The organism is Xenorhabdus bakwenae, from assembly GCF_030272115.1.
GTDB lineage: Bacteria > Pseudomonadota > Gammaproteobacteria > Enterobacterales > Enterobacteriaceae > Xenorhabdus > Xenorhabdus bakwenae.
On record NZ_CP119194.1, the window covers coordinates 70,848 to 97,228 of the forward strand.

Annotated in this window: 21 protein-coding genes and 1 pseudogene; 19 read left to right on the forward strand and 3 right to left on the reverse strand. The window is 45.1% G+C overall.

From position 1 onward, the window contains the following. The first annotated feature begins 89 nt into the window (after positions 1 to 89). The 5 genes from PXH59_RS00965 to glnB all read left to right on the forward strand — a co-directional run bounded on the left by PXH59_RS00965 (position 90) and on the right by glnB (position 5,819). Positions 90 to 1,529 (forward strand): sensor histidine kinase, encoded by a 1,440-nt coding sequence (locus PXH59_RS00965; RefSeq protein ID WP_047768484.1) that lies wholly within the window; start codon positions 90 to 92, stop codon positions 1,527 to 1,529. Between the two features lie 5 nt (positions 1,530 to 1,534). Continuing rightward, positions 1,535 to 2,395, forward strand: a complete 861-nt coding sequence (qseG, locus tag PXH59_RS00970) for a two-component system QseEF-associated lipoprotein QseG (protein ID WP_285809919.1) — start codon at positions 1,535 to 1,537, stop codon at positions 2,393 to 2,395. Positions 2,396 to 2,397: 2 nt separating this feature from the next. After that, a complete protein-coding gene (gene glrR, locus PXH59_RS00975; RefSeq protein ID WP_047768480.1) occupies positions 2,398 to 3,735 on the forward strand; it encodes a two-component system response regulator GlrR in 1,338 nt (445 codons plus the stop codon). Between the two features lie 107 nt (positions 3,736 to 3,842). After that, positions 3,843 to 5,465, forward strand: a complete 1,623-nt coding sequence (locus PXH59_RS00980; protein ID WP_285809920.1) for an NAD+ synthase — start codon at positions 3,843 to 3,845, stop codon at positions 5,463 to 5,465. 15 nt (positions 5,466 to 5,480) lie between these two features. Beyond that, complete coding sequence (glnB, locus tag PXH59_RS00985; RefSeq protein ID WP_045971762.1) at positions 5,481 to 5,819, forward strand: nitrogen regulatory protein P-II; 339 nt, start codon at positions 5,481 to 5,483, stop codon at positions 5,817 to 5,819. A gap of 230 nt (positions 5,820 to 6,049) precedes the next feature. On the opposite strand, the gene loiP is transcribed toward glnB, so the two are convergent. After that, the gene (gene loiP / locus PXH59_RS00990; protein WP_285809922.1) at positions 6,050 to 6,802 is read right to left on the reverse strand and encodes a metalloprotease LoiP; all 753 of its coding nucleotides are present in this window, start codon (positions 6,800 to 6,802) and stop codon (positions 6,050 to 6,052) included. A gap of 392 nt (positions 6,803 to 7,194) precedes the next feature. Continuing rightward, the gene (gene hmpA / locus PXH59_RS00995) at positions 7,195 to 8,385 is read right to left on the reverse strand and encodes an NO-inducible flavohemoprotein (RefSeq protein ID WP_285809923.1); all 1,191 of its coding nucleotides are present in this window, start codon (positions 8,383 to 8,385) and stop codon (positions 7,195 to 7,197) included. Positions 8,386 to 8,745: 360 nt separating this feature from the next. Here hmpA and glyA point away from each other — a divergent pair, with 360 nt between their 5' ends. Both glyA and PXH59_RS01005 read left to right on the forward strand, forming a co-directional pair. Continuing rightward, positions 8,746 to 9,999, forward strand: coding sequence for a serine hydroxymethyltransferase (gene glyA, locus PXH59_RS01000; RefSeq protein ID WP_285809924.1), 1,254 nt, complete (start codon positions 8,746 to 8,748; stop codon positions 9,997 to 9,999). Between the two features lie 96 nt (positions 10,000 to 10,095). Continuing rightward, positions 10,096 to 11,337: a 3-phenylpropionate MFS transporter gene (locus PXH59_RS01005; protein ID WP_047768474.1), complete on the forward strand. Its 1,242-nt coding sequence runs from the start codon at positions 10,096 to 10,098 to the stop codon at positions 11,335 to 11,337. An 87-nt stretch (positions 11,338 to 11,424) separates the two neighbouring features. Here PXH59_RS01005 and suhB read toward each other — a convergent pair whose 3' ends face one another. Further along, positions 11,425 to 12,228: an inositol-1-monophosphatase gene (gene suhB, locus PXH59_RS01010; RefSeq protein ID WP_047768528.1), complete on the reverse strand. Its 804-nt coding sequence runs from the start codon at positions 12,226 to 12,228 to the stop codon at positions 11,425 to 11,427. Between the two features lie 127 nt (positions 12,229 to 12,355). Here suhB and trmJ point away from each other — a divergent pair, with 127 nt between their 5' ends. The 12 genes and pseudogenes from trmJ to PXH59_RS01070 all read left to right on the forward strand — a co-directional run bounded on the left by trmJ (position 12,356) and on the right by PXH59_RS01070 (position 26,344). Further along, positions 12,356 to 13,090, forward strand: a complete 735-nt coding sequence (gene trmJ, locus PXH59_RS01015; protein WP_047768472.1) for a tRNA (cytosine(32)/uridine(32)-2'-O)-methyltransferase TrmJ — start codon at positions 12,356 to 12,358, stop codon at positions 13,088 to 13,090. Between the two features lie 252 nt (positions 13,091 to 13,342). After that, on the forward strand, positions 13,343 to 13,843 hold the full coding sequence (gene iscR, locus PXH59_RS01020) for a Fe-S cluster assembly transcriptional regulator IscR (protein ID WP_047768470.1): 501 nt from the start codon (positions 13,343 to 13,345) through the stop codon (positions 13,841 to 13,843). 62 nt (positions 13,844 to 13,905) lie between these two features. Beyond that, positions 13,906 to 15,120 carry an IscS subfamily cysteine desulfurase gene (locus tag PXH59_RS01025; RefSeq protein WP_285809925.1) on the forward strand — a complete coding sequence of 405 codons (1,215 nt, stop codon included), beginning with the start codon at positions 13,906 to 13,908 and terminating at the stop codon, positions 15,118 to 15,120. Between the two features lie 24 nt (positions 15,121 to 15,144). Beyond that, complete coding sequence (gene iscU, locus PXH59_RS01030) at positions 15,145 to 15,531, forward strand: Fe-S cluster assembly scaffold IscU (RefSeq protein ID WP_047768467.1); 387 nt, start codon at positions 15,145 to 15,147, stop codon at positions 15,529 to 15,531. Positions 15,532 to 15,609: 78 nt separating this feature from the next. After that, positions 15,610 to 15,933, forward strand: coding sequence for an iron-sulfur cluster assembly protein IscA (gene iscA / locus PXH59_RS01035; RefSeq protein WP_285809926.1), 324 nt, complete (start codon positions 15,610 to 15,612; stop codon positions 15,931 to 15,933). Between the two features lie 42 nt (positions 15,934 to 15,975). After that, on the forward strand, positions 15,976 to 16,497 hold the full coding sequence (gene hscB / locus PXH59_RS01040) for a co-chaperone HscB (RefSeq protein WP_285809927.1): 522 nt from the start codon (positions 15,976 to 15,978) through the stop codon (positions 16,495 to 16,497). Between the two features lie 107 nt (positions 16,498 to 16,604). Then, a pseudogene (gene hscA, locus PXH59_RS01045) lies at positions 16,605 to 18,453 on the forward strand (Fe-S protein assembly chaperone HscA). Between the two features lie 2 nt (positions 18,454 to 18,455). Then, positions 18,456 to 18,791 carry an ISC system 2Fe-2S type ferredoxin gene (fdx, locus tag PXH59_RS01050; RefSeq protein ID WP_047768461.1) on the forward strand — a complete coding sequence of 112 codons (336 nt, stop codon included), beginning with the start codon at positions 18,456 to 18,458 and terminating at the stop codon, positions 18,789 to 18,791. A gap of 14 nt (positions 18,792 to 18,805) precedes the next feature. After that, on the forward strand, positions 18,806 to 19,000 hold the full coding sequence (gene iscX, locus PXH59_RS01055) for a Fe-S cluster assembly protein IscX (protein ID WP_047768460.1): 195 nt from the start codon (positions 18,806 to 18,808) through the stop codon (positions 18,998 to 19,000). Positions 19,001 to 19,170: 170 nt separating this feature from the next. After that, positions 19,171 to 20,466: an aminopeptidase PepB gene (pepB, locus tag PXH59_RS01060; RefSeq protein WP_047768458.1), complete on the forward strand. Its 1,296-nt coding sequence runs from the start codon at positions 19,171 to 19,173 to the stop codon at positions 20,464 to 20,466. A 98-nt stretch (positions 20,467 to 20,564) separates the two neighbouring features. Continuing rightward, a complete protein-coding gene (locus PXH59_RS01065; protein WP_285809928.1) occupies positions 20,565 to 20,993 on the forward strand; it encodes an enhanced serine sensitivity protein SseB C-terminal domain-containing protein in 429 nt (142 codons plus the stop codon). A gap of 347 nt (positions 20,994 to 21,340) precedes the next feature. Beyond that, the gene (locus tag PXH59_RS01070; protein ID WP_285809930.1) at positions 21,341 to 26,344 is read left to right on the forward strand and encodes an alpha-2-macroglobulin family protein; all 5,004 of its coding nucleotides are present in this window, start codon (positions 21,341 to 21,343) and stop codon (positions 26,342 to 26,344) included. The last annotated feature ends 37 nt before the right edge of the window (positions 26,345 to 26,381 follow it).

Consider the following 26,381-nt stretch of genomic DNA (forward strand, 5'->3'; position numbering starts at 1 on the left):
TTCAATTATCCGCCGTTTTCAACTATTATTCTGACCATTTTCAATAAAAGAAAAGTCACTGTAGCATCAATGTCATTACAGGTTATGAGATGATTTCTTTGAAAAAATGGCGTTTATTTCCACGCTCATTGCGCCAGTTGGTTGTTATGGCTTTCTGGTTAGTGTTATTGCCACTCTTAGTTTTGGCTTATCAGGCTTATCAAAGTCTTGATCAGCTTAGTACTCAGGCTGCTGAGATTAATCGTTCAACGCTGGTGGATGCCCGCCGTAGCGAGGCGATGGTTGGCGTCGCCCTTGAGATGGAACGCAGTTACCGCCAATACTGTGTATTAGGCGATAGTCGGCTAGAAAAGCTTTATCAACGCCAATATCGGCAGTATATGAATATGCTTGGTAATCAGATGGCGATGTTAGCTAATGCCGAGTATACAAAGAAATTCAATGAATTACTGTCGGGCTTGAGCAAAATCTCTTGTAGTAATGGGGCACCAGAAGCAACTTCGTCTAAATTACTTGAAGAATTCTCCAGAGCCAATAATCTTTTGGTACAGGAAACCCGTAATATTATTTTTAGCCGTGGTGAACAGCTGCAAAAAGACATTGCCGATAAAGGACAATTTTTCGGTTGGCAGAGCCTTATTTTATTCTTGTTAAGTGCCTTCTTGATAACCTTGTTTACGCGTATGATCATTGGGCCAGTAAAAGGCATTGAGCGGATGATCAATCGGCTTGGAGAAGGGCAATCATTGGAAAATCAGATTGATTCCTTTAAAGGACCACGGGAGTTACGATCACTGGCCCAACGCATTATTTGGCTGAGTGAGCGTTTATCCTGGCTTGAGTCTCAGCGTCATGAGTTTTTACGCCATATTTCCCATGAACTGAAAACCCCTCTGGCAAGTATGCGTGAAGGAACGGAGTTATTGGCTGACGAAATTGCAGGGCCTCTGACGGCAGACCAGAGAGAAGTTGTCAGTATCCTGGATAGCAGTAGCAGGCATTTACAGCAGCTCATTGAGCAATTACTGGAATATAACCGCAAATTAGCCGATGGCGCAGCCGAACATCAGATTATTTCCCTAAAAGAAATTGTGGATAGTGTCGTACTTTCACATCAATTGCCGGCACGGGCAAAAAATATTTATACAGAAATTCAATTGGATATGGATTATTGTTGGGCGGAGCCTGGCTTATTAACACGGGTGATTGATAATCTCTATTCCAATGCAGTGCACTATGGCGCTGAATCCGGTAACATTTGGATTTCGAGTCGGCAAGTGGGGAAAAACCTTCAAATTGACATTGCCAATACAGGAACGCCCATCCCAGAGTTAGAAAAAAGTATGATCTTTGAGCCATTTTACCAAGGAAAACTTCAACGAAAAGGTGCCGTTAAAGGAAGTGGTCTAGGCTTGAGCATCGCGCAAGATTGCATTAAACAAATGCAGGGGGAGCTTTGCCTGGCAGAATCCGAATTTGCTGATGTATGTTTTCGAATTGAACTGCCATTAACCGCAGAGAATGACTAAATAATATGTATAACAGGTTTACTTACCGCTTTATGACGGGGACGGAACAGCAAAATATTGTGGCTAACCCAATGAAAAAAACGGCTGTCAGGCCATCTATCTTGGCACGTACCTCAACCCTGCGCTTACGGGCTATATTGCTATTGTTCGTTCCCTATTTGCTGGCAGGATGCGTTAAAACGAGTGGCGCAGACAATTTGACAACCCTGGCGCAGTCTATCTTGCCAGAGCAGAGTGTCACGGATTATCGTCTTAAGGATTGTGATTCAATCTGGGACATTGCGAAGCCAGCGGCGATGGAAAACGGGCTTTATTGGCTGAGGTTTATTGATTGCACGGATCGATTGTCTTCGGCAGAAGCGCGTGAGACGGCGAAACGTTTTACCTCAGAGACGCCGACGGATTGGCAGCAAGTGCTTAAGCAAAGTATTTTAATGGGCAGGGCGACTGCTGTATTAGCTGAACGCCGGAAAACGGTGGAAAACTTTAATCGGTATAGTACACAATTTCCTATCGCTTTGCGGCCATTACTCCAATTGTGGCGTGAGCAGCAATATCTGAAAATTAATCTTGCCGAAGAAAGAGCCAAATTTCAGCGCTTCCAGTTTGACAGTGATAACAAAATTGATCGTCTGAAAGAAACACGAGCACGTTTAGAATATGAGCTTCATTTAATGTCCCGCAAACTAGAAAATCTGACCGATATTGAACGCCAACTTTCCTCCCGTAAACAAGAACAAAGTGGTGTTGTGACTCCTAACACAAACACTTCATCGGATAATAAAGCAGAACCGAAAGACAACCCCGCAACAAACGCGGAAGCCAATCCTTCAGAAGAAAAAGCAGAAGAAAAAGGAGCCGAATAATCATGACAGTTCGCAATTCCGCTCATCTTCTTTTAGTTGATGATGATCCTGGCTTGCTCAAACTCTTGGGAATGCGTTTGACCAGTGAAGGCTTTCGTGTCACGACCGCAGAGAGTGGTCATGAAGCGTTACGCATACTGGTGAGAGAAAAAGTAGATTTAGTGATCAGTGATTTACGCATGGATGAAATGGATGGTATGGCACTGTTTGCCGAGATTCAGAAACAGCATCCCGGTATGCCTGTCATTATTCTGACTGCCCATGGCTCTATTCCTGATGCAGTGGCAGCAACGCAGCAAGGTGTATTTAGTTTTCTGACCAAGCCTGTTGATCGTGACGCACTTTATAAAGCCATTGATAATGCGCTGGAACTGTCAACGCCAGCCATCGATGGACAATGGAGCGAGAAAATCGTCACCCGAAGCCCTTTAATGTTGCGTTTATTGGAACAGGCAAAGATGGTGGCTCAATCCGATGTGAGTGTTCTGATTAACGGGCAAAGTGGAACCGGTAAAGAGGTATTGGCTCAGGCTATTCATCGGGCAAGTCCCAGAGTGAAGAAGCCTTTTATTGCTATTAACTGTGGTGCCTTACCTGAGCAATTACTTGAATCTGAATTATTTGGTCATGCCAAAGGCGCATTTACGGGTGCCGTCAGTAGTCGGGAAGGGCTATTTTTAGCGGCGCAAGGAGGAACATTGTTCCTTGATGAGATTGGCGATATGCCGATGGCATTGCAAGTTAAGCTTTTGCGGGTGCTACAGGAGCGTAAGATTCGCCCATTAGGGAGTAACCGGGATATCGACATTGATGTCAGAATTATTTCTGCCACTCACCGTGACCTGCCTAAGGCCATGCAGCGTAATGAGTTTCGGGAAGATCTCTACTATCGGTTGAACGTTGTTAATTTGAAAATTCCTGCTTTGAACGAACGCGCAGAAGATATTCCTCTATTGGCTAATCATCTGCTACGTGACGCTGTCAAACGCCATAAACCTTTTGTTCGCAGTTTTTCCACCACGGCTATGAAATGCCTGATGGCGGCAAGTTGGCCGGGCAATGTTCGTCAGTTAGTTAATGTCATCGAACAGTGTGTGGCATTGACGATGGCACCGGTCATTAGTGATGCTCTGGTCACTCAGGCATTGGAAGGGGAAAATACGGCATTGCCGACATTCGTGGAAGCCCGTGGGCAATTTGAACTGAATTACCTGCGTAAATTGTTGCAGATAACCAAAGGTAATGTGACCCATGCCGCCCGTATAGCAGGGCGTAATCGGACAGAATTTTATAAATTGCTGGCACGCCACGAGCTGGATGCTAACGATTTTAAGGAATAACTTTTCTGCCACCGCAGAAATTTTTACACTGAATAGAAATGAATTGCTTTGCTGTTGAAACCCAGTAAGGCAGATAGATGATTTATGGCCCAGGAGAGCCGCATTCTATGAGTCGTACTCTTAAAATTGCTCTTGCCCAGTTAAATTGGTTGGTAGGAGACATTGAAGGCAACAGCGAACGTATGTTGCAGACAGTTCAGGAGCAGCAGGCAAAAGGCGCTGATCTGGTCATGTTTTCTGAGCTGTCGCTGTCTGGCTATTTTCCTGAAGATTTGTTATTCCGATCTGATTTACATCAGCGTTGTTGTGAACAATTGGTACGTTTGCAACAAGCAAGCGCTCAGGTTGGTATTTTGGTGGGGCATCCGTGGCAACAGGATGGCAAACTTTACAACGCGCTTTCCCTGTTTTGGCGAGGGGAAATTGTGGCTCGTTACTTCAAACAATTACTGCCAAACTATGGCGTTTTTGATGAAGAGCGTTATTTCAAAGCGGGGGATCAACACTGTGTTATACCATTCAAAGGTTATAACCTCGGTTTATTGATTTGTGAAGATTTGTGGTTTGACGCACCAATTGATGCCTTGAAACAGGCGGGTGCAGAAATCATCTTGTCGATTAACGCCTCTCCTTTTAATCGTGAAAAACCGAATATCCGCAGTACATTAATTAAGTCCCACTGCCGGCGTACTCATTTGCCCATTATCTATCTTAATCAGGTGGGGGGGCAAGATCAGCTTATCTTTGATGGCTGTTCTAAAGTCTTTGATGCCCATGGTGAAATAACCCATCGCATGGCGGCATTTGAGGAACAGGTTGAACAATGTTGTTTCAATGAAATGGACATTGAACCAATGGCAAATCCGATCCCTCACTTGCCACCTCTGGCGCAAATTTATAAGGCGCTGGTGCTGTCTGTACGTGATTATGTGCAAAAAAACGGTTTTAACGGCGCTTTGCTTGGTTTGTCCGGCGGGATTGATTCAGGGTTGACATTGGCGATTGCTGTGGATGCTTTGGGCAAAGATCACGTGCAGGCGATCATGATGCCATTCCGCTATACCTCAGAAATGAGTATCCACGATGCCAGAGAACAAGCAGAATTGCTGGGGGTTGAATTTGACGTTGTCTCCATCGAACCCATGTTTGATGCATTTATGGCACAGCTTGAACCGATGTTTGCGGGGACAGAAAAAGATACGACAGAAGAGAATTTGCAGGCACGTTGCCGCGCAGTCATTTTGATGGCAATGTCTAATAAACGCCGCCGTTTGGTATTGACCACCAGCAATAAAAGTGAATCGGCAGTGGGGTATTCAACCCTGTACGGCGATATGGCGGGCGGCTTTAATGCTTTGAAAGATGTCCCTAAAACGATGGTATTTGCATTGGCTAAATATCGTAATACCGTATCCCCAGTGATTCCTCAGCGTGTGATTGATCGTCCACCGTCAGCGGAGTTGTCACCCAATCAACTGGATCAGGACAGCCTTCCTCCCTATGACATTTTGGATGCGATTCTCGAAGGGTATGTTGAAAAAGATAAATCAGTGGCTGATCTGGTATCTGAAGGTTTTGAGGAAGTCATTGTGCGTAAGGTGATCCGGCTGGTTGACATCAATGAATATAAACGTCGTCAGGCACCTATTGGCCCACGCATTACGCAGCGTGATTTTGGTAAAGATCGGCGCTACCCGATTACTTCTGGTTTCGGACGTAAAAACTGGTAATGACAGGAAAACTTCATGAAAAAGATTGATGCAATTATCAAACCTTTCAAGCTGGATGATGTGCGTGAAGCTCTGGCTGAGGTGGGTATCACTGGTATGACCGTGACAGAAGTGAAAGGGTTTGGCCGTCAGAAAGGGCATACTGAACTGTATCGCGGCGCAGAATATATGGTGGATTTTCTGCCAAAGGTAAAAATAGAAATTGTCGTACCGGATGATATTGTTGATACCTGCGTCGAAACAATCATGCAGGTTGCACAAACAGGCAAAATTGGTGATGGCAAAATTTTTGTTTTCGATGTTGCCCGTGTTGTGCGTATCCGTACTGGTGAGCAGGATGAAGAGGCGATTTAATCAAGTCACTAAAGTCATCTGAAAAAGTGATAACGGAAATATTATCGGTTAGCTCACACTCTAATGGAAGATGACGTGCGGGGTGTCCGGTTTTCAATCCGTTATTACTTATCTTATATATACTCAATAAACTTCAAGTTGCAATCCGCAAGACGACGCGAGTCCTCATATTTCCCCGCTGAGCGGGGGAATATAACACGCATCCTGACGTTGGATTGGTAGAGAACTTATTATTTCTTATCTGCTGCGATACGATCACGAACGTGTTGAGCACGCTCCTGTGAAGGTGGGTGTGAATCAAACATGCTGGTTTCACCACTGCCCAGTTTAGCCAGTTTCTCGAAGCTGGTTGCTAAACCTTCAGTTTTGATATTGCGTTTTTTCATCAGATCATAAGAGAAGTCATCAGCCTGACTTTCCTGATGCTGCGAGAACTGTGAGTTGATCAGTTTTTCACCCAGTGCTGCAAGCTGAGAATCGCTCAGTTGTGCGGCGACACCACCGGCTGATGCAGCTGCGGTACGTGCAGCCACTGTAGCATAAGCAACCTGCATTGCTTTACGGGTGTGACCCAGTGCAACGTGCCCCATTTCATGACCCAGAACGCCTTCGACTTCATTGTCGTTCATTATGTCCATCAGGCCGCTGTATACACGCACACAACCGTTAGCCATTGCCCATGCATTCACATCCTTAGTCAGATAAACTTTATAGTTAACCGATGTACCGTTAACGTCGCGGCCTAATGCTTTGGCGATTTTGTTCAGACGCTTAGTGTATTGGCTGGATGCAGGTGCAATTTTATTCTGTGCATCCATATCCTTACATGCTTGGCCAGATAACTGTTTGACATCAGAATCGCTTAGTGTTGCCGCCTGGAATAATTGCATTCCAGAATGAGCCAGCATTCCCTGATCAATATTCTTACAACCTGTCAGAATTGCAGCAGAAACAGCGACTGCAACAAGAGCTTTAATTTTCATAAAATTGTTTTTCCTTTGTAATACATGCAACTATAGTTTTTTAAAAGCGTTAAAAGACTATGACTTTTGCTAAAAATAACAATAGGAATAAACTCTAATATTTATGATTATGTGAGTGCAGTAACATTTTTAAAAAATAATCAAATCATAAGTAGAATAATTTAGTTTAAATTATTTTAACAAAATGGCTTTTCGTTTATCTAAATGAGTTCTCAAAATGCCCGCTCACACTCTTACCGACGACACTTGTTGTCGAGACAAAATTGCTCCCCTATTTTGTCCATCGCCTGTTCCTTTTTAGATCAGTATGTTATTGGTCTAAGATACTGCTCTTGGAACAGGCTTTTAGTTCAATTTCTTATCCAGCATTCGGGGGTATCAGGGAAACCGTACTAAATGACTTTATGTGGGCCAAAACATTCATAATGGATATGTTGTTCATCAATGCCCATTGCCAGCAACTGTTTGGCGATATGTTGCATGAAAGCCACAGGTCCACAGAAATAGAAGTGCATCCCTGCTACCGTTATTGCGTCTCGCACGAGAGACAAATCCATAAGCCCGGTATGTTGATAATTTACGCCTTTCTGATCGAAGTCTCTGGGTTCACGATACCAAACTTGTGCATACAGATCAGGCATGGACTGGGAAATTTCATTCACCTTATCCGCGAAAGCGTGGTGGCCGCCATGCTCTGCGGCGTGGAACCAATTGACTGAACCCGCATGGTGTTGGTTATGCAGGGATTGCAGCATACTCATCATCGGTGTCAAACCAACTCCGGCAGAAATCAGCGTCACTGGCGTATCAGATTGCACATCAAGGAAGAAATCACCGTGTGGTGCAGCCAGCATCACAATATCCCCTTCCTGTACCTTATCGTGCAGATGGTTTGAAATTTTGCCTTGAGGTTCACGCTTGACGGCAATTTGATAACTGGTGCCATTTGGCGCGGCGGTCAGTGAATATTGGCGAATTTCACGGTTTTCAAGAGTTGGATCTTCCACATAGATCGCCAAATATTGCCCCGGCTTATAATCCATGACCTTGCCACCATCAACAGGCACAAACTCAAAGCTAGTAATGACATCACTTTGTGGTTGTTTTCGGCTGACACGGAACTGACGCAGATCACGCCAACCACCCTCCAGAGACTCACCGCCCTGATAGATTTCCTCTTCCCGATTGATAAAGACATTAGCCAATACGTTGTAGGCTTTTCCCCAGGCGGAGAGTACTTCATCACCGGGATGAAACAGTTCATCAATGGTTGCCAGCAGGTGCGTACCTACAATTTGATAATGCTCAGGTTGAATACTGAGGCTGGCATGTTTATGGGCGATTTTTTCTACGGCAGGTAAGAGTGCCGACAGGTTATCGATATTGGCAGCATAAGCACAAAGGGCACTGAAAAGGGCTTCACGCTGATCACCATTGATCTGGTGACTCATATTAAAAATATCCTTTAATTCAGGATGGTGTTTGAACATACGTTCGTAAAAATGCGCAGTGAGCTTAGGGCCTGTAGAGACAATGAGTGGAATGGTCGATTTTATGGTTGCGATAACCTGATTATCTAGCATGGGGATCTCCTGAATTTTTCTCACATAATGCTGAAATTTATAAATTGTATTTTAAATGCAACTTATAGGGTTTGGGAATATATCAGCCCAAGAAAAGAGGATTATCTTTCTTTAAATCAAAAAAATAGGGGTATTGTCATTGCTGTTCCCGATCAGGATCACAAATATCAGTAATAAATCCGTAATCATTAGCAAAACAATCCGTTATTTAACGGCTAGTCGACCACTAACCCATGAAGCAAACGTTTGCGTAATTTGTTTTGTCAAGACTATCTCATTCGATAAAAAGAGTTTACACTGTGTGACATTCTGGCCCTCAGGGGTATTTTTTAAGAGATGTAGCTGAGTCAGGAGAACCCAATGTTAAAGCGTGAAATGAATATTGTGAATTACGATCCCGAACTGTGGCAAGCGATGGAACAGGAGGTTTGTCGTCAAGAAGAACACATTGAATTGATTGCTTCTGAAAACTACACCAGCCCAAGAGTCATGCAGGCACAAGGCTCTCAGCTTACTAACAAGTATGCGGAAGGTTATCCGGGTAAACGTTACTACGGTGGCTGTGAGTATGTCGATGTAGTTGAACAGCTTGCGATTGACCGCGCAAAAGCACTGTTTGGTGCAGATTATGCTAATGTCCAGCCTCACTCTGGTTCTCAGGCAAATGCGGCGGTGTATATGACACTGCTAAAACCCGGCGATACCGTTTTAGGGATGAACCTGGCGCACGGTGGCCATCTGACTCACGGTTCCCCGGTTAACTTCTCTGGTAAACTTTATAACATCGTGCCTTATGGTATTGATGAAAATGGCAAAATCGATTACGACGATATTCGTCATCAAGCGCAAAAACATCAGCCTAAAATGATCATCGGTGGCTTCTCTGCGTATTCTGGCGTTGTCGATTGGGCGAAGATGCGTGAAATTGCGGATGAAATCGGTGCTTATCTGTTCGTTGACATGGCCCACGTAGCGGGTCTGGTTGCCGCTGGGGTTTATCCAAACCCAGTACCTCATGCACACGTTGTGACAACCACAACGCACAAAACATTGGCTGGCCCACGTGGTGGCTTGATTTTGGCGAAGGGTGGCGATGAAGCGTTTTACAAAAAACTGAATTCCTCTGTCTTCCCGGGTTCCCAGGGTGGCCCGTTGATGCATGTGATTGCCGGTAAGGCAGTTGCATTGAAAGAAGCGATGGAACCTGAATTCAAAACTTACCAACAACAAGTCGCCAAGAACGCGAAAGAGATGGTAGACGTATTCCAGCAACGTGGTTACAAAGTGGTTTCTGGGGAAACCGAAAACCATCTGTTCTTGCTGGATCTGGTGGACAAAGACATTACGGGTAAAGATGCTGATGCGGCCTTGGGACGTGCGAATATCACGGTGAACAAAAATAGTGTGCCTAACGATCCGCGTAGCCCATTCGTCACCTCTGGTATCCGTATCGGGACACCGGCAATTACCCGTCGTGGTTTCAAAGAAACCGAATCTCGCGAGCTGGCGGGCTGGATGTGTGATGTGCTGGATAACATCAATAATGAAGCAACCATTGAACGTGTTAAGCAAAAAGTATTGGACATCTGCGCAAAATATCCTGTTTATGCCTAATTTAAATAAAATGTAGTTTAATGTAGTTTAGTAATAAGCCCGACTCATAACGTTAGTTTTGAGCGGGTTTTTTGTATCAAAAACGGGGGCATTCGGATGGTTGTTCCATCGACATTTTGGTTGGGCCTGGGCTATTTCACCTATTTTTTCTCCTACGGTATATTTTTGCCTTTTTGGTCTGTCTGGTTAAAAGGTGAAGGCATTGATGCCTCAATGATAGGTGTTTTGCTAGGTGTTGGCATGGTAGCTCGTTTTGTCGGTAGCCTGGTTATCTCACCTACGGTAAAAAACCCCGCTAAATTAATTAATGCATTGCGTCTCCTCTCATTACTGGCATTACTTTTCGCTGTTGGTTTTGCATTCGGTAGTTATTGGGTATGGCTTTTCTTTATTATGGTTGGTTTCAACTTATTCTTCTCACCACTAGTTCCCTTATCAGATGCGTTGGCGGGAACATGGCAAAAGCAGTTTACCTTTGATTATGGCAAAGTAAGGGTCTGGGGTTCGATTGCATTTGTGATTAGTTCGTCGTTGACGGGCATATTGATGTCTGCCAATGGTATCAATCTCTCAATCAGCAGTCTGAATTTTGGCTGGAATATATCGTCTGATAGTTTGAATCATTGGGTTGGCCACGAGTTATTTGGCACACACCATATCATTCTGGCTCTTTTGCTATTCAGCGTTACAGCTATGTTACTGGGAATGATGTTGAAACCTTCCATCATGCCGGTAGGTAAGATTAAAGCCGCCAATACCAATGCCGTTTCTTTTAAAGAACTCTTATCTGAAAAATCAGTGTGGCAGTTTTTACTCTGTGTAACTTTATTGCAGGCTGCCCATGCGGGATATTACAGTTTTGGTTCCATTTATTGGGAGCAAGCGGGTTATTCCTCATCAACTATTGGTTATCTCTGGTCGTTGGGAGTGGTGGCTGAAGTTATTATCTTTACTTTTAGCAAGCAATTATTCCGTCGTTGGAGTGCCCGTAATTTGCTGTTATTGTCGGGAATTTGTGGGGTTGTCCGCTGGGGACTCATGGCAACCTCAACGGAATTATCGATGCTGATTATTATTCAAATCCTGCATTGTGGTACTTTTACCGTTTGCCATTTGGCAGCGATGCGTTTTATTGGTGCCAGAAAAGAAAACGAAATCATCCGGTTGCAGGCAACTTACTCTGCTTTAGCTATGGGAGGCGGTATTGCCGTCATGAGTATGATTGCGGGTTTCATGTATGAGCAGATAGGATGTGGCATATTTTGGGTGATGGCGCTGGTTGCGTTGCCCGCCCTGTTCCTGAGACCAAAAGTTGAAGCCCATCCACTTTCGCACTAACAAAAAACGAAAATAAGAAAAAAAGGGCACCCGAGAGGTGCCCTAAAAATAACATTGCTCAAATTATATTTATTCAATAATAACGAATTAACGTTTCAATGCTTCAGTCAATTCTTCACGCATTTCAGACAGAATGTCTTTAACGATACGTGGGCTACCAGCAACGATATTGCCAGAGGTGACATAGTTATGGCCACCAACGAAATCAGTGACAATACAACCTGATTCACGTACCAACAATTCACCGCCGAAGAAATCCCAGGGTTTCAGACCAATTTCGAAGAAACCATCTACCCGTCCGGCAGCAACATACGCCATATCCAACGCCGCAGAACCCGTGCGACGAAAATCGGCACAGCGATCGAATAATTTATTCAGTACATTCATATAAGGAATAGTGTGCTGCTTGGCTTTGAATGGGAAACCGGTCGCAAGGATAGTTCCATTCAGATCACGGGCATTAGTACCACGCAGACGATAACCGTTCAATTGAGCGCCTTGACCACGAGTTGCAGTGAACAGCTCGTTGCGCATTGGATCGTAAACTACGGATACTTCTGTGCGGCCTTTAATGCGCACAGCAATGGAAACAGCAAAATGGGGAAGACGTTTAATAAAGTTGGTGGTGCCATCCAGTGGATCGATAACCCATTGGAAGTCATCCTCTTCTCCTATGTGATCACCACTTTCTTCGGTGATAATCGTATGCTTAGGGTAAGATTTACGGATGATGTCAATGATCAGCTTTTCTGCTTCACGATCAACATTAGTAACGAAATCATTACTGCCTTTTTGGCTTGCTTCAACAGCATCAGGAGTTTCGTAGCTTTTGGCAATGTAGTTGCCGGCCTTACGCGCAGCGCGTATAGCGATGTTTAGCATCGGATGCATGGGTATCTTCTTCCACCAGAATTTTAAAGAACGGGAAATAAATTGGCGCACATTATAGCAGTAGTTCGTCAAAATAACTAATGCTGTGTTAAGATATTCGGCTCTTATACTGAATTTAAAAGCCGTCATGTTAGAGAATATCCGCATTATTCTGGTAGAAACTTCCCATACAGGGAACATGGGATCAACCGCTAGGGCCATGAAAACAATGGGATTGACCAACCTGTATCTGGTGAATCCGCTTGTCCAGCCTGATTCTCACGCTATTGCACTTTCCGCTGGTGCAAGTGATGTTATCGGCAGTGCAACGATTGTGAATTCGTTGGATGAGGCATTGGCTGGGTGTGAGTTAGTCATTGGCACCAGTGCCCGTTCCCGAACCCTATCCTGGCCGATGGTTGAACCACGTGAATGTGGTGAACGCTGTGTCGAAACCGCCAGCCACTCTCCCGTTGCTATTGTCTTTGGCCGTGAGCGTGTTGGCTTGACTAACGAAGAATTACAGAAGTGTAATTATCACCTTTATATCCCAACCAACCCGGAATACGGTTCGTTGAATTTGGCGATGGCGGTTCAGTTGGTTAGCTATGAAATTCGCATGGCATACCTGGCGACCCAAGAGCAATTAGAAGAGGCAACGTCACCAGAGCACGAAGTAGAGTATCCCCCTGTCGAAGATATGGAGCGTTTTTATCAGCACCTTGAACAGGTATTGCAAGAGTCTGGTTTCATTCGCAAAGCGCATCCGGGCCAGATAATGAATAAATTAAGACGTCTTTATACTCGTGCCCGGCCAGAAACCCAAGAGCTGAATATCCTGCGTGGTATACTGACTTCAGTGGAGAAGTGGGATAAAAAATAATTTGATGTAGTTAAAAAATGTATAGTCAGAACTGTGGCAGAAAGTAACAGGAAGCGTCGCCAGAAAATACAATTTAACGGGATAATAGGTCACTGGATAATAGCGGAAAGCAGTTGGGAAAGCCGTGGGATAGGCAAGTGAAAACGTGAAAGATAGGCAAATAATAGTTGAGTAAATTACTCGGTTAAATAGTTGACTAAAATACTCAGGAATGCCACAATTTCATCCATATTTCACCACGGAGTTTTTGTTATGAGACTGACATCAAAAGGACGTTATGCGGTAACAGCCATGTTAGATGTGGCGTTGCATTCACAAGAAGGGCCGGTGCCGTTAGCCGATATTTCTGAACGTCAGGGTATTTCCCTTTCCTATCTTGAGCAGTTGTTTTCCCGCCTGCGTAAAAATGGTCTGGTTTCTAGCGTCCGTGGTCCAGGTGGCGGCTATTTATTGGGCAGAACTGCCGGTAAAATTTTCGTTGCCGAAGTGATTTCAGCCGTTGACGAATCTGTTGATGCCACTCGTTGTCAGGGGCGAGAAGGTTGTCAAGGCGGCGATCGGTGTTTGACTCATGCCTTGTGGCGTGACCTCAGTGATCGTATCACGAGTTTCCTGAGTAGCATCAGTTTAGAAGAATTAGTCAATAACCAAGAAGTATTGGATGTTGCTGATCGTCAAGACGGCGATAAGCGCCGTACCCCTGGCCCTAACGGCAGACTTCAAGAGACGATTAACGTTAATCTGCGTGCGTAACTTGCGGCAAATACTTGTGTGGCAATGAAAGTATTAAAAGTGTCTTACGGAGCATGTGAGCAATGAAATTACCCATTTATTTGGACTATTCAGCAACAACACCGGTCGATCCACGTGTTGCTGAAAAGATGATGAACTATTTGACTATTGACGGCGTCTTCGGTAACCCAGCTTCCCGTTCACACCGTTTTGGTTGGCAGGCTGAAGAAGCGGTTGATATCGCGCGCAATCAAATTGCTGACTTGGTTGGTGCGGACCCACGTGAAATCGTGTTCACTTCAGGTGCAACAGAATCAGATAACCTGGCAATTAAAGGTGCTGCAAAATTTTATCAGAAGAAAGGCAAGCACATTATCACCAGCAAAACTGAACATAAAGCGGTTTTGGATACTTGTCGGCAGCTGGAGCGCGAAGGTTTTGAGATCACTTATCTGGCACCAATGAGCAATGGCCTGATTGATCTGAAAGAACTGGAAGCGACCCTGCGTGAAGACACCATTCTGGTTTCCATCATGCACGTCAATAACGAAATCGGTATTGTTCAGGATATCCTGACCATTGGTGAATTATGCCGCAGCCGTGGCATTATTTTCCATGTGGATGCAACCCAAAGTGTTGGTAAATTGCCAATCGATCTCAGTCAGTTAAAAGTTGATTTGATGTCCTTTTCGGCCCATAAACTTTATGGCCCGATGGGGATTGGTGCGCTGTATGTTCGCCGTAAGCCTCGCGTGCGTATTGAAGCACAACAGCATGGTGGCGGTCATGAGCGCGGTATGCGTTCAGGTACATTGCCTGTTCACCAGATTGCTGGCATGGGTGAAGCTTACCGTATAGCGAAAGAAGAACTGGAGTCAGAGGCAGAGCGTCTGCGTGGTTTGCGTCTGCGTTTGTGGAACGGTATCAAAGATATTGAAGAAGTTTACCTGAACGGTGATTTAGAACAGGGGGCGCCGCACATTCTGAATGTCAGCTTCAACTATGTTGAGGGTGAGTCATTGATGATGTCATTGAAAGATCTGGCCGTTTCTTCTGGCTCAGCGTGTACTTCAGCGAGTCTGGAGCCTTCTTATGTCCTGCGCGCACTAGGTATGAATGATGAACTTGCGCACAGTTCTATTCGTTTCTCTTTGGGGCGTTTTACCACAGAAGAAGAAATAGACTATGCAATCAATTTGATTCACAACGCAATTGGTCACCTGCGTGATCTTTCTCCATTGTGGGAAATGTTCAAACAGGGCGTGGATCTCAGCACCATCGAATGGTCTCATCATTAATCAGACGGTTTCAGGAGTAACGACATGGCTTACAGCGACAAAGTAATTGATCACTATGAAAACCCACGTAATGTTGGTTCATTCGATAGCGAAGATCCGACAGTGGGTAGTGGCATGGTAGGGGCACCGGCTTGTGGTGACGTCATGCGACTGCAAATCAAAGTCAACGATGAAGGCATCATTGAAGACGCTCGTTTCAAAACCTATGGCTGCGGCTCTGCAATTGCATCCAGTTCTTTGGTAACAGAATGGATGAAAGGTAAATCATTGGAACAGGCTGAGTTGATAAAAAACACTCAGATTGCTGAAGAGTTAGAATTACCACCAGTGAAAATCCATTGTTCTATTTTGGCAGAAGATGCTATCAAAGCGGCTATTGCTGATTACAAAAGCAAGCGCCAGGCCAAATAATTTTTTCACAAAAAGAAAATAATTCTGGTGGATATTGTTGCAATATCCACCTTTACTAGTTTTAAAGTGAGGTGTTGTATGTCAATTTCCCTGACAGAAAGTGCAGCCCAACGTATTTTGGTCTTTCTTGCCAATCGAGGAAAAGGTGTCGGGTTGCGCTTGGGAGTGAGAACATCCGGCTGCTCTGGTATGGCATATGTGCTTGAATTTGTTGATGCAGTAAATGAAGAAGATCAGATTTTTGAAGATAAGGGCGTGAAAGTCATCGTTGACGGTAAAAGCATCATTTACCTTGATGGTACTGAGTTGGATTTTGTTAAAGAGGGCCTGAATGAAGGCTTTAAATTCAACAACCCCAATGTTTCCAGCGAATGCGGTTGTGGAGAAAGTTTCCACGTTTAACCCTGTTTTTTGACCCGCATTTTGCGAAACCAAGAGTAACTTATGGACTATTTTACTTTATTTGGGCTGCCTGCACGTTATGCGATTGATCGTGAACAGTTGGTGACCCGTTATCAGGAATTGCAACGCCAGTTTCATCCTGATCGTTTTGCCAATCAGCCAGAACGTGAAAAAACACTGGCACTCCAACAAGCTGCTACCATCAATGATGGTTATCAGACGCTAAAACATCCCCTGAAACGCGCAGAATATATGCTGTCTCAGCACGGGTTCGATCTATCCAGTGAACAGCACACGATGCAGGATACGGCTTTTTTGATGCAGCAATTAGAATTGCGTGAAGAGCTTGATGCCATTGGGCGTAGCGTAGATCCAACAACAGCATTGAGTGATTTTTCATCTCGCTTGAATAAAATGATTAAAACACGTAGTGAGCAGATGGAACAGCAACTCAATGCTGCCGAGTGGTCAGTTGCAGCCGATACCGTCCGTAAATTACGCTTTCTGGATAAATTGCAACAGCAGGTTGAACAACTGGAAGAGCGGTTGTTGGATGATTTTTAGCGGACTTTTGACTGACTTTCAACTGAATCGTATTGTTTAGCATGATTTTTGGCTGAATGGATTTCAGTTGAATAAATTTATGCTGATATAGATTTATAGGGGCACATATGGCTTTATTACAAATCAGCGAACCGGGTTTATCTGCCGCACCGCACCAACGCCGGCTGGCAGCGGGGATTGATCTTGGTACAACCCACTCATTGGTTGCGACTGTCCGTAGCGGTCAGGCAGAAACATTGGCAGACAGTGAGAACCATCACTTGCTTCCATCTGTTGTACAGTATCGCAAAGAAGACATTCTGGTTGGTCGGCAGGCGCGTCAGCAAGCTGCATCTGATCCTGCCAATACTATCAGCTCAGTCAAGCGGCTGCTGGGGCGCTCTTTGGCTGACGTGCAACAACGTTACCCCAACCTGCCATATCAGTTTCAGGCCAGTGAAAACGGTTTGCCGTTGATCAATACCGTGGCGGGGCTAGTAGATCCTATTCAGGTTTCTTCTGAGATATTAAAGTCGTTGGCACAACGGGCAGAAGAAACGTTGGAGGATAAACTGGATGGGGTCGTGATCACAGTTCCTGCTTATTTCGATGATGCCCAACGTCAGGGAACGAAAGATGCAGCTCGTTTAGCGGGCTTGCATGTTCTCCGTCTCTTGAATGAACCCACTGCGGCAGCGGTTGCCTATGGGCTTGATTCCGGTCAGGAAGGCGTGATCGCCGTTTACGATCTTGGTGGCGGGACATTTGATGTCTCCATTCTTCGTCTTAGCCGAGGCGTGTTTGAAGTACTGGCAACGGGGGGAGATACCGCCCTCGGTGGGGACGATTTTGATTTGCTGCTGGCAGATTGGATACGTGAGCGAGCCGGGATCAGCGATAACGGTCACGGATTGCAGCGTCAATTACTGGATATTGCTACCCAAACCAAAATTACCTTGAGTGAAGCTGAGAAGGCGGAAATCAATATTGCTAATTGGCAGGGTAATATTACCCGTGCCGAATTTAACGAATTAATTATCTCTTTGGTCAAACGCACACTACTTTCCTGCCGTCGGGCATTGAAAGATGCAGGTGTGACCGTTGATGAGGTTTTGCAGGTTGTCATGGTGGGGGGATCAACGCGCGTGCCGTTGGTGCGCAGCATGGTGGGAGAATTCTTTGATCGTGAGCCATTAACTTCTATCGACCCGGACAAAGTGGTGGCCGTTGGTGCTGCCATTCAGGCCGATATTCTGGTGGGTAACAAGCCAGACAGCGAAATGTTGTTACTTGATGTTATCCCGTTGTCACTTGGTTTGGAGACAATGGGAGGGTTGGTTGAAAAAAATCATTCCACGTAATACCACCATTCCTGTTGCAAAAGCGCAAGAATTTACCACTTTCAAAGATGGTCAAAGCGCGATGAGCATTCATGTGGTGCAAGGCGAGAGAGAATTAGTCACCGATTGCCGTTCACTGGCGCGTTTCGCGCTGCACGGCATTCCGCCATTACCGGCTGGCGGTGCACATATCCGTGTGACGTTTCAGGTTGATGCGGATGGCCTGTTGAGCGTCAGTGCCTTGGAAAAATCCACGGGAGTTGAAGCCTCCATTCAGGTTAAGCCTTCCTATGGTCTGTCGGATGAAGAAATTGCCCGCATGCTCAGAGACTCCATGACTAATGCACAGGAAGATGTTCAGGCCCGCAAATTAGCTGAACAGAAAGTAGAAGCCGCCCGAATGCTGGAAAGTTTAACCCGTGCATTGGAAAAAGATGCGGATTTACTGAGTCAAGAAGAGCAGGCTGCTATTGATGCTGCCGCACAAGTATTAATCGAAAGTGCTCAGGGAACCTCCCCTGATGCGATTGAAAGTGCAATTAAACAATTGGACAAGCAAACGCAGGAATTTGCAGCACGCCGTATGGACACATCAATCCGCCGGGCTTTGGCGGGTCATTCTGTGGATGAGATTTAATTATGCCTAAAATTGTCTTTTTACCTCATAACGAACTTTGCCCTGAAGGAGCAGTATTGGACGCACAGGAAGGCGAATCCATTCTGGATGTGGCATTACGTAATGGCATTGAAATTGAACATGCTTGCGAGAAATCCTGTGCGTGTACCACGTGTCACTGTATCGTCAGGGAGGGCTTTGACTCACTGGAAGAAAGCTCTGAACTGGAAGATGACATGTTGGATAAGGCATGGGGATTGGAGCCTGAAAGTCGTTTGAGCTGTCAGGCCAAAGTTACCGATGAGGATTTAGTCGTTGAAATCCCGAAATACTCCATTAACCATGCGCGCGAACACTGACAGGAGAACAGAAAATGAAATGGTCTGACAGTCGTGATATTGGCGAAGCGCTGTATGATAAATTTCCTGATTTAGATCCCAAAACAGTGCGTTTCACCGATATGCATGAATGGATTTGTGAGCTGGCGGATTTTGATGATGATCCACAGAAATCCAACGAAAAAATATTGGAAGCAATCTTGCTGGTGTGGCTGGATGAATATGAATAGTGTGCAATTTATCTAAGAAAAAATAGCGCAATTTCACCGATTCCTGCTCAAGAGCTTGGCATAGTCTGTATTTAGTGGAAAACTGGCAATCGCCAGTTTTTTTATAAACCCTTACTGTGGAACAGTGACCGATGTGACACAGTGAACAATAAGATAAGAAGTGAGAAAAAATGACAAAGCAAATCATGCCCATAACACTGTCTTATGAGCCAGCTAACGCTTGCTGGGGTGAAAAAGCACTAATTAGCTCAAGTGAGCAAGGGATCACAATCCATTTAGAAGGCAATGGCAAGCTGGGCGCAATTCAACGTGCTGGGCGTAAAATTGACGGGCAAGGAATTCGCAATATTGCTTTAGTGGGTGAGGGCTGGGATCTGGAAAAAAGTTGGTCATTTTGGCTGGGCTTTCGTTCCCCTAAAGGATTGCGCACCATTGAATGGCCACAACTCCCTGCGGCGGAAAAACAGGAGCTGGAAAGAAGGATCAAATTCATTGATTGGGTGCGTGATACCATCAACCTTCCGGCAGAAGATTTGGGACCAGAACAACTTGCTCAGAGAGCTATTGATTTATTGCGCGGGGTAGCAGGTGATGCCGTGAGTTATCGCATCATCAAAGGGGATGAGTTGCGTGAACAGGGATATGCGGGGGTATATACCGTCGGCCGTGGCTCTTCTCGTGATCCCGTGTTCCTGGCATTAGATTTCAATCCAACAAAAGAGGCAAAAGCACCGGTCTTCGCCTGTTTGGTTGGTAAAGGCATTACCTTCGATTCCGGTGGATACAGCCTCAAGCCTTCTAATTTCATGGAGTCTATGAAATCAGATATGGGGGGTTCTGCAACATTAACAGGGGCACTGGCTTTGGCGATTAGTCGTGGCCTGAAACATCGTGTAAAGCTGTTTCTGAGTATTGCAGATAACATGGTGAGCGGTAACGCTTTCAAATTGGGCGATATCATTCACTACCGCAACGGTAAAACGGTTGAAGTGATGAACACGGATGCAGAAGGGCGTCTGGTTCTGGCTGACGGTTTGATTGAAGCCAGTGCGGAAAAAGCGCAACTTATTATTGATGCTGCCACTTTGACGGGAGCAGCGAAAACCGCAGTAGGAAATGATTACCACTCAGTCTTAAGTTTTGATGATCAACTGGTATCTGACCTAATGGCAGCAGCCGATCATGAACATGAATTATTCTGGCGTTTACCGCTGGCTGAATTCCATCGTAGCCAACTGCCATCCAACTTTGCTGATCTGAACAACATTGCGTCACCGGCACATTCGGCAGGAGCAAGTACCGCAGCAGCATTTTTGTCGCACTTTGTTGAAAATTACAAAAAAGATTGGGTACATATAGATTGTTCAGCAACTTACCGTAAATCCGCTGTGGAACAATGGGCGGCGGGAGCAACGGGATATGGTGTACGTACCATTGCCAATTTATTGCTGACGAAAGCGAAATAAACTGAAACTCTTTTCTTAATAGCTCCTCTTGTGGGGAGCTATTGTTGAATTTTTCGATGACCTTAACTTCAATTAAAACAGTATTGTCGGAGATGCTCATGAGCTTATTAAATGGGACTATTGCTACCGAAATAGAAGTTCCTGACGGAAGCCTTATTACGCTAAGTCAGCCAGAAGAACAGCCGATTCAGCTTATTGAGTCACTCATTGAATTATTTAAACAACATAAACCTGTTCGACAGGCGTTTTTAATTATGGCTCATGATAAAAATGTGGATGAAAAACCCAATGTATTAATTGGCTTGGAATTCAGTGTGACACTGACAGGAAATGAGATTAATTTGTTGATGCAAGAAGCTGGTGAACTGGCTTGCAAATATCTTGATGAAGATGAATCTGTCGATTTTTGCCAGCTTGATGAACAAGAAGGGGGTATCAGCCATTTCTTGCTTCATCATACTCAACCCTTTTATCAGCGAAAATTAGGGCGCTGGCTGCGTAATACCATCCCAGTTATTAATCAATAACGGCTTGATTGTTTTACCATGACACCGTTTTCTTCGTTATGAAATCAGCGCCTACAGCAATAGAATTTATTTTAAACGTAACGCATGACATTGCTGTTTCACCTATTCCGCCTTGTGACTTTCTTGTGATCTACGTTTATGTAACTTGATAACATTTGCTAAACTAATATTGCGAGGAGTATCGAAAATCTACAAAAACATCGGATATAACTATAAGATGACTTTTTCTTTTGTCCGCAAATTAGTTATTTTTTCTGTGCGTTAGTCATGCGAAACAAGAAGTACCATAGTAAATACCCAAAAAATAATATCTCGGTATATCCGGTAAATTGATAAGGATTATGGTTATGTATCAATATCAATGGCAGCAATGGGTGGCATGGAGAAAACAATATCGGGTCGCGCTGTTTGCCATCTTATTTTCGCTTCTTGCATTAGCTGGCTGCGATCAATCTGAAAAAACGAAATCAGAAGCATCAAAAAATAAAGTTGTGCAATCGACAGAGGGCACAGCTTCGAATAATGCACAAACCAAAATATTGGCACAACGCTATGCGGGTAAAGATGTCACTATCTTAGATGCTTCCGAGCTGCAATTGGATGGCGCCAGTGCAATGGTCGTGACGTTTTCTGTTCCTTTGGAACCTGATCAGGATTTTTCTCAAAAGGTACATCTTGTTGATGTTAAATCGGGAAAGCTGGATGGTGCGTGGGAGCTTTCCAATAATCAGATGGAACTCAGGTTACGTCATTTGCCGCCTGCTCGTAAGTTACAGCTGACGGTTGACGCGGGCATAAAAGGTATCAATGAGCGTCAATTGATGAAAGCTTATGAGAAAAAGCTTGATACCGCGTCTATTACACCTACCGTTGGGTTTGCCAGCAGGGGGCTATTGTTACCCGGCAAAGCAGCAGAAGGATTACCTGTTCTGGCTCTTAATGTTGATAGCGTAGATGTCAATTTTTTCCAGATTAAGGAAGGTGCCTTACCTAAATTCATCGCCAATTGGCAATACAGCAGTAATATGAACGATTGGGATTCCGAGGAATTACTGCGAGACACGGAGTTAGTCTACACTGGACGTTTTGACCTCAACCCTACCGCCAATACCCGCGAAAAAATATTACTGCCCTTAAGTAATATCAAAGAACTGCAAAAAAATGGGATTTATTTGGCAGTCATGCAGCAGGCGGGAAAATATACGTCCAGTAATCCGGTTACGCTGTTCACACTGAGCGATATTGGTGTTTCTGTGCACCGTTATCTGAACAGGGTTGATGTATTCACCCAATCTTTGGGGCAAGGCTCTGGCCTGAAAGGTGTTGAGATCCGCATGTTGGACGCGAAAGGACAACTCGTGGCAAAAGCGACGACAGACAGTGATGGGCATGCTTCTCTGGAAAAAAATAACAAAGCTAAACTATTGCTGGCTATCCAGGGTGGACATACCAGCATGGTTGATTTGAACTCACCGGCCTTAGATCTCTCTGAATTTGATATTGGTGGGCCGCAAGGATATAGCAAGCAGTTTTTTGTATTTGGACCTAGGGATCTTTATCGGCCAGGAGAAACGTTGATCGTTAATGGCTTACTGCGTGATGCTGATGGCCACCCGTTAAAATCACAACCCGTTAAGGTGGATGTATTAAAAGCGGATAATCAGGTTGTCCATAGTTTTGTTTGGCAAGCGGAAAACGGATTATACCAATACCATTACCTGATCCCTCGTGAAGCCGAAACCGGAATGTGGTCACTGCGATTTGATTTAGGAGATAAGACACCGCGCTATTACAAATTTAATGTTGAAGATTTCATGCCTGAACGGATGGCGCTGGAGATCAAAGGAAATGTTAATAATCAGCCGATATTGACTAATGAAAATGTTGAATTTGCTATAACGGGTCGTTACCTGTACGGTGCGCCTGCCGCTAATAATCGCTTGCAGGGGCAATTGTTTCTGCGTCCTGCCCGACATGCTGTGGCGAAATTATCGGGATACGAATTTGGTTCTGCAAAAGAAACCGATTTGCGACGGGCACTGGATGAATTTGACCTTACCTTAAACAGTGAAGGGAAGACGAACCTTTCTGTCAGCAAGGATAACTGGAAGTCAATGGCATCTCCGGCAACCGTTGTTGTACAGGCCAGTTTGCTGGAATCGGGTGGACGTCCAGTGACACGCCGTGCTGAACAAGCTATCTGGCCGGCTGAGAAATTGGTTGGCATACGTCCTCTTTTCAACAAAAAGGGCATTTATAATTACCGTACCGATCGTGATGAAGATCGCTATAGTGTGGATGAACACTCACTGGCCGAATTTGAAATAGTGTATGCAGATGCCAGCGGTAAAAAATATGCGGCACCGGACTTAAGAGCGCGTCTGATATATGAACGGCGTGATTACTATTGGCGTTGGTCAGACGATACCGGTTGGAACTCGGATTATGACCAGAAAGATTTGGTTATGGACGATGAACATATCCAGATTGCGGAGAATGGAACAGCTAAAGTCAGTTTCCCTGTGGATTTTGGGTCTTATCGTATTGAAGTTGTTAACCCTCAAAATCAGCTCGTTACCAGCTTGAATTTCTGGGCGGGTTATTCATGGCAGGATAATACCGGAGGGACGGGGGCTGTACGTCCGGATCAGGTTAAATTGTCATTGGATAAACCTGCCTATAAACCAGGCGAAAAAATGCAAGTGCGTTTGGTTGCACCACAACAAGGTAAAGGTTATTTGCTGGTGGAATCTAGTGATGGGCCATTATGGTGGCAAAAGATAGACGTCCCGGAAAAAGGGCTGGATATTGAAATTCCAATGAATCAGGCATGGGCCCGTCATGATCTGTATCTCACTGCCGTTGTTGTGCGTCCCGGTGATAAATCCCGTCAGGCAACACCTAAGCGGGCAATCGGTGTATTGCACATACCTCTGATGGATGAAGGACGTAAATTAAACGTAGCCTTAAATGCACCCGATAAGATGCGTCCAAATCAGGATCTCAAAGTTAAAATCAAAGTAACGCCTCAACAAGGGCAACAACTGCCGCAACAGGTTAATGTTCTGCTTTCAGCCGTAGATACAGGCGTGTTAAGCATTACAGACTTTAAGACCCCCGATCCTTATGAAGCATTCTTTGGTCGTAAACGTTATGGCGTTGATCAATATGATGTTTATGGTCATCTGATTGAAGCCGAGGGACGACAGGCCAATCTACGCTTTGGAGGAGATGGTAGTAATGATGATCTGGAACGAGGGGGTAAAAAGCCGATAACGGTAGTCAAAATTATCGCAGAGCAGGCTAAACCCGTCACCCTGAACGCCAATGGTGAAGGCGAAGTGACCTTGTCTATTCCTGACTTCAACGGAGAACTCAGGTTGATGGCTCAAGCCTGGAATAATGATAAATTCGGTCACAGTGAGCGTAAAATTATTATCGCCGCACCGGTTATTACGCAAATGTCATTGCCTCGTTTTATGGCAGGGGGCGATAAATCCCAATTGTCGTTGGATCTCACTAACTTAACAGAGCAGCCTCAAACCCTGACATTGAGTTTCTCTGCGAAGGGATTAATTAAATTACAGGGCGTGACGAGCAAAAAACTCGTGTTGGAAAAAGGGAAACGTTCAACCATTCAAATTCCGGTTAAAGCAGAGCATGGATTTGGGCAAGGTGAAGTTTTCTTGAAGATTAATGGCTTGGATCTGCCCGATGAAAAACGGACGCAATATAGAAATAGTTGGAAAATCGGTGTTCGTCCTGCTCATCCAGCCAAAACAATCCCGTTTTCTGACGTGATCCATCAAGGGCAAAGCTGGCAATTACCCCCGTCAGCCATTGCAGGTCTGGCACCAGAAACAACAGAAGGGCAGCTATTGCTGACCAGCCGGCCACCATTGCAAATTGCCCGTTATATTCGTGAATTGTACGCTTATCCTTATGGCTGTTTGGAACAAACAGTGAGCGGGCTTTATCCATCACTCTATTCCAATGAAGCTGAGTTGAAAAAGCTGGGTATTAATACACAAAGTGACGAAAAGCGCAGGAAGGCCATTGAGGTGGGAATTACCCATCTGCTCAGTATGCAGCGTTATGATGGCAGCTTTTCATTGTGGAACCGTAATGGTAATGAAGAGTTTTGGCTGACGGCTTATGCGACAGATTTTCTGTTCCGTGCAACCCAGCAGGGTTACAGCGTTCCTGTCGATGCCCTGAAAGCAGCTAATAACCGTTTATTACGTTATCTACAAGACAGAACCATCATCAGTGATCGTTACAGTGGTTCAGGTTTAGCGACACAATTTTCTGTGCAGGCTTATGCTGGTCTGGTTCTGGCCGGTCAGCAAAAAGCACCGTTGAGTGGGTTGAGGCAACTCTATGAACGTCGGAAGCAGGCTGAAAACGGTTTATCTTTGGTTCAATTGGGTATCGCACTGAAAATGATGGGAGATAATACCCGGGGTGATGAAGCTGTTTATCTGGGAATTAATCAACCCCGCAAACCGGGTTATGGGCTGGGGGACTATGGCAGTGTTATCCGTGATAACGCACTGATTGTTGCGCTGTTGACAGAGCACAAGATGTTGCAAAAAGAGCGTGATGAGAAGCTGCTCAACTTATCCAATGAGTTGTCAGGCCGCCGTTATTTCTCAACTCAGGAAAGTAATTCGCTGTATCTGGCCGGACGTTACTTTATCAGTGCGACTGAACAACCGTGGAGAGCGGTAATTAATCAGCAAACGCCACCACTTAACCGTGACAGTGCGTTAACCGAAACGCTAACGGCAAGCCAGCTTTTAAAAGGTGTGGATATCAGCAATCGTGGCGACAGTACCCTGTATTCACGCCTGAATATCGTCGGGTATCCACTGAATACTCCTGCCCCTTACTCAAATGTTCTGAAAATTAAGCGTACTTACCTTGATCTGGAAGGCCGTCCTGCCTCTATCGAGCGTATGAGAAGTGGTGAAATGGTTGCCGTGAGGCTGGAGATCAGCGCAACCCAACCAGTGCCAGATGCATTGGTTGTTGATTTATTACCCGCCGGATTAGAGATAGAGAATCAAAATCTGGCGACCCGCAGTGCCAGTTTGGATGAAAGTGCGACGGGTTTGACCGATTCTGTTGAAGAAATGCAGGATGCGGATATCCGCCATATCGAATACCGCGATGATCGTTTTGTTGCCGCTGTTGCTGTGCCATCTTATACCCCAGTGACATTACTGTATTTGGCTCGTGCGGTTACACCTGGTATTTATCAAGTACCGGCACCACAGGTTGAATCCATGTATGTCCCTGACTGGCGGGCGGTGGGTAAAACCGATTCAAGACTGGAAGTTGTCCGCTAATCATCGTTTGCCCCTATTTCGGAAGATAGGGGCTGTT

Excerpts from the sequence above, each read along its gene's own strand:
- PXH59_RS00965 (WP_047768484.1), top strand. The coding sequence starts at position 90 with ATGATTTCTTTGAAAAAATGGCGTTTATTTCCACGCTCATTGCGCCAG.
- glrR (WP_047768480.1), top strand. The coding sequence starts at position 2,398 with ATGACAGTTCGCAATTCCGCTCATCTTCTTTTAGTTGATGATGATCCT.
- PXH59_RS01065 (WP_285809928.1), top strand. The coding sequence starts at position 20,565 with ATGAGCTTATTAAATGGGACTATTGCTACCGAAATAGAAGTTCCTGAC.
- pepB (WP_047768458.1), top strand. The coding sequence starts at position 19,171 with ATGACAAAGCAAATCATGCCCATAACACTGTCTTATGAGCCAGCTAAC.
- PXH59_RS01005 (WP_047768474.1), top strand. The coding sequence starts at position 10,096 with ATGGTTGTTCCATCGACATTTTGGTTGGGCCTGGGCTATTTCACCTAT.
- PXH59_RS00980 (WP_285809920.1), top strand. The coding sequence starts at position 3,843 with ATGAGTCGTACTCTTAAAATTGCTCTTGCCCAGTTAAATTGGTTGGTA.
- hscB (WP_285809927.1), top strand. The coding sequence starts at position 15,976 with ATGGACTATTTTACTTTATTTGGGCTGCCTGCACGTTATGCGATTGAT.
- suhB (WP_047768528.1), bottom strand. The coding sequence starts at position 12,228 with ATGCATCCGATGCTAAACATCGCTATACGCGCTGCGCGTAAGGCCGGC.
- iscU (WP_047768467.1), top strand. The coding sequence starts at position 15,145 with ATGGCTTACAGCGACAAAGTAATTGATCACTATGAAAACCCACGTAAT.
- PXH59_RS01070 (WP_285809930.1), top strand. The coding sequence starts at position 21,341 with ATGTATCAATATCAATGGCAGCAATGGGTGGCATGGAGAAAACAATAT.
- loiP (WP_285809922.1), bottom strand. The coding sequence starts at position 6,802 with ATGAAAATTAAAGCTCTTGTTGCAGTCGCTGTTTCTGCTGCAATTCTG.
- iscR (WP_047768470.1), top strand. The coding sequence starts at position 13,343 with ATGAGACTGACATCAAAAGGACGTTATGCGGTAACAGCCATGTTAGAT.
- fdx (WP_047768461.1), top strand. The coding sequence starts at position 18,456 with ATGCCTAAAATTGTCTTTTTACCTCATAACGAACTTTGCCCTGAAGGA.
- glnB (WP_045971762.1), top strand. The coding sequence starts at position 5,481 with ATGAAAAAGATTGATGCAATTATCAAACCTTTCAAGCTGGATGATGTG.
- glyA (WP_285809924.1), top strand. The coding sequence starts at position 8,746 with ATGTTAAAGCGTGAAATGAATATTGTGAATTACGATCCCGAACTGTGG.
- iscX (WP_047768460.1), top strand. The coding sequence starts at position 18,806 with ATGAAATGGTCTGACAGTCGTGATATTGGCGAAGCGCTGTATGATAAA.
- PXH59_RS01025 (WP_285809925.1), top strand. The coding sequence starts at position 13,906 with ATGAAATTACCCATTTATTTGGACTATTCAGCAACAACACCGGTCGAT.
- iscA (WP_285809926.1), top strand. The coding sequence starts at position 15,610 with ATGTCAATTTCCCTGACAGAAAGTGCAGCCCAACGTATTTTGGTCTTT.
- trmJ (WP_047768472.1), top strand. The coding sequence starts at position 12,356 with ATGTTAGAGAATATCCGCATTATTCTGGTAGAAACTTCCCATACAGGG.
- hmpA (WP_285809923.1), bottom strand. The coding sequence starts at position 8,385 with ATGCTAGATAATCAGGTTATCGCAACCATAAAATCGACCATTCCACTC.
- qseG (WP_285809919.1), top strand. The coding sequence starts at position 1,535 with ATGTATAACAGGTTTACTTACCGCTTTATGACGGGGACGGAACAGCAA.